Genomic DNA, 7903 nt, shown 5'->3' on the forward strand with positions numbered 1-7903 from the left:
ATAATTCTATTTAAATACCGCTATTTTAGAACTGTTAGCATAGGCGTCAAGTTCTAGCTCGTGAAATATATTGACGGGTATGAGAAGATGTCCGCCCCCATAATTAGTGCAAAAGCAACTAGAAAAGGTCCTCCGGTAAGAGTGAAAAAGGACTGAGCGCAAATACCTGCATAGATTATAGTGTTTAAATCCTTCTTAGAAACCTTCTCAGTAGATTCGGTTACGCTCATTTCGGATAGCGCTTCCACATAATATTACCTGTGAGAATGATAAAATTGAAATTGTAAATATATTAAGATTACTATGCAAATACCCGTACTATTTACTCAGAATCTCCCATTGCGGAGTGGTGCTGCTTATAACAATTATCCAATAAATTTTCAAATCCGATGAAAAAGGGTTTTAACTATCGCTTGATTTCTCCATACTTTCTTGTGGATTCCACCATAGTGCACAAGTTTTTAGTTGGTGTTTCTAGTACGAGGTCGCACCCCGGGGCCACTAAGCTTACCCCCTCTTGTATTACGGTTTTTACTGATTCGCTAATCTGTTCTGGTGTTCCCTCTGCAATTAGGTCTTTTGGGGAGAGGTTGCCTATTATGGGGTATCCGGGTTTAACTTTGTCTACTATGCTTCTTGCATCTTTTATCGAATTTTTTTCATCTAATGCTATAGCTGTCGCACCGCATTCTACCATGTCTTTGAGTATGGGTGTAGTTAGACCACAAATATTTAGTATGCTTGTTTCCACGCTTTGAGACATGAGTTTTAAATAGGGTTTAACAAGGTCTCTGAACTGTATTTCATTCATCGCCTTTGCGTGTGCCCCCATATCGTGAAGAGTGATAATATCTGCACCGGCTTCACTGTATATCTTTGCCAGTTCAATATAAGCAGGTGTGGCTTCGTCTATAACAGCTTTCACCTGTTCGGGGCCTCGTGCGATAGATACAAAAAATTTTACCGTGTCCAAAATATAATAACTTATACTAGTAAAGGGGGGAATTATCTGAACGTTTACCGGCACCTGGCCACCAAATTCTTCCTTGAGCAGTTTAATCGCCTTAACAATCACCTGCACTCTGCCTTGTTCGGGAATGTTTTCAGGCACAATGAGAGGTACAATAAGGTTGCTTAAAGGCTTCTTTCTTGAGGGCCAAAAACAGTACCTAGAATGGGCATCATTCTCATGGTAATCAATACTAACCCCAAACACTTCTGCCTCCACAACCATATCGAATGGAATGGTTATCATATCCAACCCGCATACTTTATGGGCAGCAGAGCCTACCCTGGCCATCTTCTCCGCATTCCTGTGCACCTCAGGCCACCAAGCATCAACCCTCTTCATTAAATCCATGGTGCAACTGGAAGCAGAATTTACACAGGGAATGTAATCCAATTCATCAGTATTACCTTTTAGAGCAGCCATAACCCGGTCATAGGAGTTCATTTTTTAATACCATCCATAAACTGCTTAAGGTGTAATTAATTTGTGTGCTTCTGGTTTATTTTATTTTCTAAATTTTCGGACCTGATTTTTAGGACCAGCTTTTTTAAATCGGCTAATCCTTTTTGTAAACTAGGAGCTGGTTTCTTTCCATCTTGAATCCTATCCCTTCCTTGTCTTTTAGATAGTTTAGATAGGCTTTAAGGGTTGAAGAGAATAGTGCGTAATCTGAATACCGATCTATGCTCATTTCGAATCTATCTAAAACTATAGATATGAGTTTATTAATTTCGAGAGGAGTGTTCAGGATTTCTATAATTTTTTCTTCCACTTCCTCTGTTGAGGCTAGATTTGAGTTTACGAGTTTTACAAATTCCTCCCTTTTTACCAGTTTCCCATGACTAGGAAGAAAATTTTCGCAGTTTATAGTGAGAAGCCTTGTAAGTGAATTCCTAAAGTCCTCAACATTATGTAAAAATAATATTTTATGCTTCTCTAAAACCTCTGTGGGAAAAACAGAATCTGCGCAAAACAATATTCCTTCTGCGATTACTCCGATTTGTTGAGGACTGTGCCCCGGTAGATTGATAATATTTACTTTCATAGATCCAATTTCCAAAGAGCCTTCCCCCACTATTTGATCTATCTTACATGGAGTCCCCATCATAAATTTGTTCTTTAATTCCGTAGGAGGGTGTGCTCCTCCAGCGAAATAAATGGGTTCCAGAACGGGGTTTTCAATTATCGCGGCCTCTAAGGTGGAAGCATAGACTCTGGCACCGGCACACTCCTTAATAAAAGCGGTTCCTCCATAGTGATCCGCATGGCTATGAGTGATAATAATAGCCATCACATTTAATTCCTCTCTTCTTAGTCGTGAAAGTATCTTTTTACCAGTGCTTGAATCTAATCCCGAATCTATTAAAATACAGTTTTTATCCCCAACTATTATTCCCACTTTCACTCTCGTATTTAAAAAACCCACTTTCTCCGAAATCATCTCCAACTCCATGGAATTCAGCCCCTGAAAAATTATGTTAAGCAAAGTCTTATGTTAGTTTTAATTGAACGGACCGGCTTGTGCACTGGATTTGGCAGTACCGGCAGTTGCCTTCACATCCCTCTATGGGCACAAATTTCTGCTCCCTGTTTCGCTTAACCGGAGCGAATCTAAACCCTTCACATTGATCTCCAATCCACAGGGAGTCCATGTCCTCTAAACAGAGCCCATAGGTCGTTTTCTTTTTCGATTCTAGAATAAGGTCTCGTATAAGTTTGAGTTTGGGGTAGCGGTATTTGTCCCAGCTTATTCGGTAGCCGTGAAAAACCCTTCCCTTATCAAAGAAAAGCTCCTCGTATTTTTCAGCTAATTCTTCTATTTCATTTTCTCTAAACCATAGCTGGAGATATTCAAAATGACTAGGAGAAGAGGTTTTAAGCCCTACAAAACTACCAATAATATGGTCCACTTCCATATCCAGTGCTTCTTGTGTTAATTCGGTAATGTTTTGCTCAGAATCCGTTAATAGAGGAAGGAAGGGGTCTTCCCTCAGCACAGTGAAAATACCCCAGTCTTTTGCCTTCCTTAAATTACGCAACCTAACCTCGGAAGAGGGGGCGTTAGGCTCAATTAAATGGGCAAGACTCTTATCGAGGGTAGTTAAAGAAACCTGCACCGCGAAAAAGGGATAATTCTGGACGGTTTCAAATATCCGGTTCGGGATTTCCCCCTTTGTCACTAAATAAAAAGGAATATTTTCATCAACAAAAAATCGAGAGAGTTCTAAAGTCATTTCGGCTAATTCAGGTGACGCTAGGGGATCGCTCACCGGCGAGGCGTAAACGGGTTTGACCACTCTTGAACGCTTTATGAAGTTTTTCACCCTATCCACTATGCCTGAGCGGATAAAGTATGAGCCATGGGGTGGACTGGGCCACATAGCTCGGGCATAACAGTAAACACATTCATGGGGGCAACCGTCTGAAAGATTTAGTGAGAATCTACTTCGCAGACAATCCATATTCGCGGTTTTGAGGGCTGGGCTCTTCAATCTTCTATATACCGGGACTGCTGGTATCTTATCCTTACTTTTCCAAAAGTCGAAGTAGCACTCCTTGTGCTGAGCAAAACTAATGTAGCCCAATTTTATGGGCTTACTAAGCTTTTCACCGCAGATGGAGCATTTTTCCGGAATTAGCCTCCAAACCCAGCTCAAAACATCACCTTGAACCATCTACCCTTTCAAAACTTTAAAACTTTATTCTGTTAGAATTTTTAAGTTAAGGTAAAGATTTAACCTGATGGAAACTAATACTTTTCAGTAATAGCTTAAAATTAAGGTTTTTTAAGAGCTATTTGACGATTATTAGGAATTTTTTTATAGTAGTCTGTAGATTATTTATAACTCAATAAAACATGTTTGGTGAGTAGAAATGTCGAAAAGTGGTATTAGCGCAACTGCTCTGGGACTATTGTTCATACTATTGATGTTCATTGGAATATTTATACCTCTCCTAAATATCCAAACGACACTTTTTGGAACAATTTTTCAAGTAAATTACTGGATAGGTGAGCTAGAGTGGCTTGTTTGTCTTATTGCTTCTATCATAGCTATAATCGGTGCTTTTCTAAGTTTAACTGTTAAACAGTATGCTATCAGTGAAGGGTTAACAGTTTTCGGCGCCAGCGTTGCATTGACAGCCGCATTCCTATACATGTTACCCAGAATTGGAGCTAGCACCAATCTTTCAATTGTACAAATCCCCTATGCGTCTTATTGGTACTTGTATCAAGGCCAATGGCAGTACACTATTTTGTTCCATAATATTCCAGTTTATTTAGCCAGTTTGCAGATACCTTTGGGTCCAATAATTACTTGTTTATCAGCTTTCATCGCGGTGATCATTTATCTTGCTCTATTAGGCGGTTATTGGAGACGAAGAAGATAATTCTAAATTTTCCCCAATACCCATTCATTTTTCTTTTTGAAAAAGTAAGCGTGTACTAATATCACTGTGCTCCCTAACTATATGTTTACTTGATAACTCCCTAAAAGTAGTAAGCAGATTTTCAAATGGTATGAAAAAATGATATAAGTAAAAATATCGTTCTTGATATAGGAGAGAATTTTATGAGTAAGGATGATTTATATTATTTTCCTAAAGGTTTCCTTTGGGGAAGTTGCATCTGTGATTACCAAGCTTTTGGTGGTGCAGAGTGTGACCTGCCATTAAGATGGACTGCCAGACATATAGAACATTACAAAGAGGATTTCCAACTTGTTTTAAAGATGTATCATAACGCTTGGAGAACCAGCATCGAATGGGCTCGAATCGAACCCAAGGAGGGACAGATCAATAAGGATGCCCTAAAGTTTTACCACGAGTATTTTTCTGAACTTCGGAAAATCGGTGTTAAAACCTGGGTTACCTTTCACCATTTTACTAATCCCCGCTGGATTCATGATCATCAGGGCTGGTTGTCTCAGCACGTGGTAAAAAAATTTGTAGAATACGTTGAGTTAGGGATAAAAGAATTTGGAGACTATATTGATTACGCCGTGGTCATAAATGAGCCCCAGATATATGCGCTTAATGCCTATTTGGGAGCGTTAAGTCCTGATAGTGCCTTTCAACCATTCCACAATGATATGGGAGAAGCCCTAACCTGCATAAGCAATATGACCCAAGCCATAAACGAGAGCTTTGATGTAATACATGCCAGCTCCAAAAATACCAAGGTGGGAATCTCCAACTACTGCGGAGTATACGTACCATTAGACCCAAAAAACGAGGCTCACAAAGCTTCAGCGGATTTGGCGAACCAAGTTTTGAACTATCAGGTTTTAGACGGTATAAAAGATAAGATGGATTACTGTGGAATCGACTACTACTTCAAATTCTTTATGAAAGAGGATAACAATGTAGCCGATCAGATAGTATACCCAGAAGGATTGCGAATCATACCAGCTGACCTCTATAAAAGATATAGGAAGCCGGTTGCCATTATTGAAAATGGTTTCCCTACGCGTGACCATGATGAGAAAATTAAATTTATGCTGGAGCATCTCAAAGCTTATTATGACGCCATCAAGCTAGACAAAGTGGAAGCTATAGGTTATAATTGGTGGTGCACCCTGCACAGCTATGAATGGGGCTACGACTATAAACCGTTCTTCACGCTGATTGACGTTGAAGGAGAGGAAAAGGATGTGGGCGGATACATCGACCTGGTGGGATCGCTGAAAAGGAAAATTACGCCCGCTGGAGAATTCTATGGCAAAATCTGTAAAAATAACGGGTTCTTATCAAAGGATTACGAAAAGTATCACAAGATGAAAAAACCATTCAAAAACTGGCAAGTATTCGGCGAAGAGAAGAAGGCCTAAACACAACTCACTATTAACTAAGGATTAACATTGTCAAAATTCATTTTTTATTTGTCTACTTCCAAAGACTTGTTAATCTAATATTTAATTCAGGAACCAAAAAAGAAAAATCTGAACAATTAATAAAAGCTGGGTGAAATTAGAGAACATAAATCCAATTTAACAGAGAAATTTTGGTGCGTTATTTGAGGTCGTATGATTTCGATTCAGAATTGCAGAAAGTATTCATTAATACATATTCAAGTATTTCTCCGATAGACTGGAAAAGTTGGCTAAATATATCTTCAAGAGAAGAATACGAGTCAACAGCACTAAAATTATCGGGCCTATCACAGGTTGATGACCTTTACGAAAGAGTGGGAAGGGAGACCACAGATTCAAAGCTGCTTTCAATAGATGTAGAGTCCCTTTTGTCTTCTTACAATGGTACAAGCCCGCTTGTTATATGTCACACATCTGGGACTTCAGGCGGGCACATCTCGGATCTCAAATGGTACCAACTCTCTGAAGAGCTGGTGAAAAAACTCTGGGCTCCGGGTATGCAGACAATTTTTCAAGCAAGTGGATTGAACAGCAAATCTTCTGCCGTGATATTTGTTCCTTCCAGAATTGGTGGCGATGGTATCTCCACTATTGGGAAAAAAAGATTAATCAAGCTTTACTCTTCAGAGTTCTCCCAGAGACTAATGCTTTCTTTGATTAGGCCTCGCTTCCACCTCTTGTATGAGTATAAGAGTGCTAATAATCTGGAGATACTAGCAAAGATCATCTCGATGGAGGACATAGCCATCGTTTCTGCTCCTGCGTCAACCATACTGGGTTGGGCTGATTTGGAACGATTAAGGCGGGGATTGGAGAGGTCACAAAAATATTTTTCGGGACAAGATGATGAGTCTTTAAAGCTTTATAATATGATTGCGAGTATGGGAATTAGCACCGCTACTGTTGAGATTCAAAAAAGACTTTACGAGGTTTTATCTGAGGCTACCATAGTTTTCAGTATTTCTTCAATGACTGAAAATGATTGGTCAAAAATTCGCAAATTCATGCGGTGGGAGAAGGGTGATGAGAGGTATACTAATCTTTACGTTGGAAGTGAGATAGGCCCATTTGCCGCAAATATTGCCCGCGATGACTCTGGACTGCCCTTGGATGATAAAATGTATGTTTTTCCGCTAACTATCCCAGTTATAGAGCGAAAGGAAAAACGGGAAATGATTTCGCGCGGAGAAAGAAGGGTGGGACGCCTTTTAGTTTCACGTACCGATGGGTACAATCCTGTAATTAATATCGATACAGGGGATGTAGTCACCGTTGTAGATCAAGAAGGGCTTCCAAAGATTGCGGGTCAAGTGTTACGGGCAAGATTCCGCTTAAAGACAAGTGTAGTATTTCCCTCTGAGTTAAAGGTTCCCAAAGATCGAATAGTTTTTGTTGGAGACTATTTTGATGTTAAGGAATTGGAGATTATTAACCCCCATCGCATACTGGCATGTTTGGCAAATAGATGCAAAATAGGTGGTGAATTATCGATTTTACTCAAATTAGAGCACGATGAGCAGCCTTTGATAATGACTATACCTCTGCCTCAGGATAGCGAATGCCAAAACGTGAAGGATATCCAAGAAAGTATAGTTTTATGTCCGGGGGGAATTGAAATTGATAACGCTATAAAAAGAATGCAACTCCGCTTGGAAACATTAAATAAAAATCTTGTTGAAACCGAAATACCACGGTCGGAGCTTTTAAAAAAGGTTAGGAAGGGGAAGCTTCCCAAAGGAGTATTGAAGAAATGGCCACTCTATTTAATCGTTCCAACCTCTATTTCTGAGAATTAAGGGGCATAAGTGTATTCTTTTCATAGAGGTTTTTTGTTTCACTTTCTTAAAATGGCTTTTAGTTATTTTCTGTTATTAGCGGGTAATTAATTTTCTAAATTATATACCTTTAAATATTTCAAAGTTTATTTATATTAATAAATTATAAATAAAAATTAAAATTAATAATTAATACATCCATAAGGTCAAAGGTAGACTCGCTAACGACCACTGATATCGACCGAGTA

Annotated in this window: 7 protein-coding genes; 3 read left to right on the forward strand and 4 right to left on the reverse strand. The window is 39.2% G+C overall.

The window, feature by feature from the left end:
- Nucleotides 1-53 precede the first annotated feature (53 nt).
- The 4 genes from ACUVXA_RS13000 to ACUVXA_RS13015 form a co-directional block, all read right to left on the reverse strand.
- Nucleotides 54-230 carry a hypothetical protein gene (locus ACUVXA_RS13000; protein ID WP_445871700.1) on the reverse strand — a complete coding sequence of 59 codons (177 nt, stop codon included), beginning with the start codon at nucleotides 228-230 and terminating at the stop codon, nucleotides 54-56.
- A 176-nt stretch (nucleotides 231-406) separates the two neighbouring features.
- Nucleotides 407-1453, reverse strand: a complete 1047-nt coding sequence (locus ACUVXA_RS13005; RefSeq protein ID WP_445871701.1) for a uroporphyrinogen decarboxylase family protein — start codon at nucleotides 1451-1453, stop codon at nucleotides 407-409.
- 112 nt (nucleotides 1454-1565) lie between these two features.
- On the reverse strand, nucleotides 1566-2450 hold the full coding sequence (locus tag ACUVXA_RS13010) for an MBL fold metallo-hydrolase (RefSeq protein WP_445871702.1): 885 nt from the start codon (nucleotides 2448-2450) through the stop codon (nucleotides 1566-1568).
- Nucleotides 2451-2499: 49 nt separating this feature from the next.
- Entirely contained in the window at nucleotides 2500-3684 is a 1185-nt protein-coding gene (locus ACUVXA_RS13015; RefSeq protein WP_445871703.1) for an SPL family radical SAM protein, read from the reverse strand.
- Between the two features lie 199 nt (nucleotides 3685-3883).
- Between ACUVXA_RS13015 and ACUVXA_RS13020 the strand changes: the two genes are divergently transcribed.
- The 3 genes from ACUVXA_RS13020 (at nucleotide 3884) to ACUVXA_RS13030 (ending at nucleotide 7676) form a co-directional block, all read left to right on the forward strand.
- Nucleotides 3884-4399: a hypothetical protein gene (locus tag ACUVXA_RS13020; RefSeq protein ID WP_445871704.1), complete on the forward strand. Its 516-nt coding sequence runs from the start codon at nucleotides 3884-3886 to the stop codon at nucleotides 4397-4399.
- A gap of 182 nt (nucleotides 4400-4581) precedes the next feature.
- Complete coding sequence (locus ACUVXA_RS13025) at nucleotides 4582-5838, forward strand: family 1 glycosylhydrolase (RefSeq protein WP_445871705.1); 1257 nt, start codon at nucleotides 4582-4584, stop codon at nucleotides 5836-5838.
- A gap of 185 nt (nucleotides 5839-6023) precedes the next feature.
- Entirely contained in the window at nucleotides 6024-7676 is a 1653-nt protein-coding gene (locus ACUVXA_RS13030) for a hypothetical protein (RefSeq protein WP_445871706.1), read from the forward strand.
- Nucleotides 7677-7903: the final 227 nt, after the last annotated feature.

It is taken from the genome of Candidatus Jordarchaeum sp. (assembly GCF_052745115.1).

Bases quoted from the DNA above. Each gene is read 5' to 3' on its own strand.
- ACUVXA_RS13020 (WP_445871704.1), top strand. From the start codon at position 3,884: ATGTCGAAAAGTGGTATTAGCGCAACTGCTCTGGGACTATTGTTCATA.
- ACUVXA_RS13000 (WP_445871700.1), bottom strand. From the start codon at position 230: ATGAGCGTAACCGAATCTACTGAGAAGGTTTCTAAGAAGGATTTAAAC.
- ACUVXA_RS13015 (WP_445871703.1), bottom strand. From the start codon at position 3,684: ATGGTTCAAGGTGATGTTTTGAGCTGGGTTTGGAGGCTAATTCCGGAA.
- ACUVXA_RS13005 (WP_445871701.1), bottom strand. From the start codon at position 1,453: ATGAACTCCTATGACCGGGTTATGGCTGCTCTAAAAGGTAATACTGAT.
- ACUVXA_RS13025 (WP_445871705.1), top strand. From the start codon at position 4,582: ATGAGTAAGGATGATTTATATTATTTTCCTAAAGGTTTCCTTTGGGGA.
- ACUVXA_RS13010 (WP_445871702.1), bottom strand. From the start codon at position 2,450: ATGATTTCGGAGAAAGTGGGTTTTTTAAATACGAGAGTGAAAGTGGGA.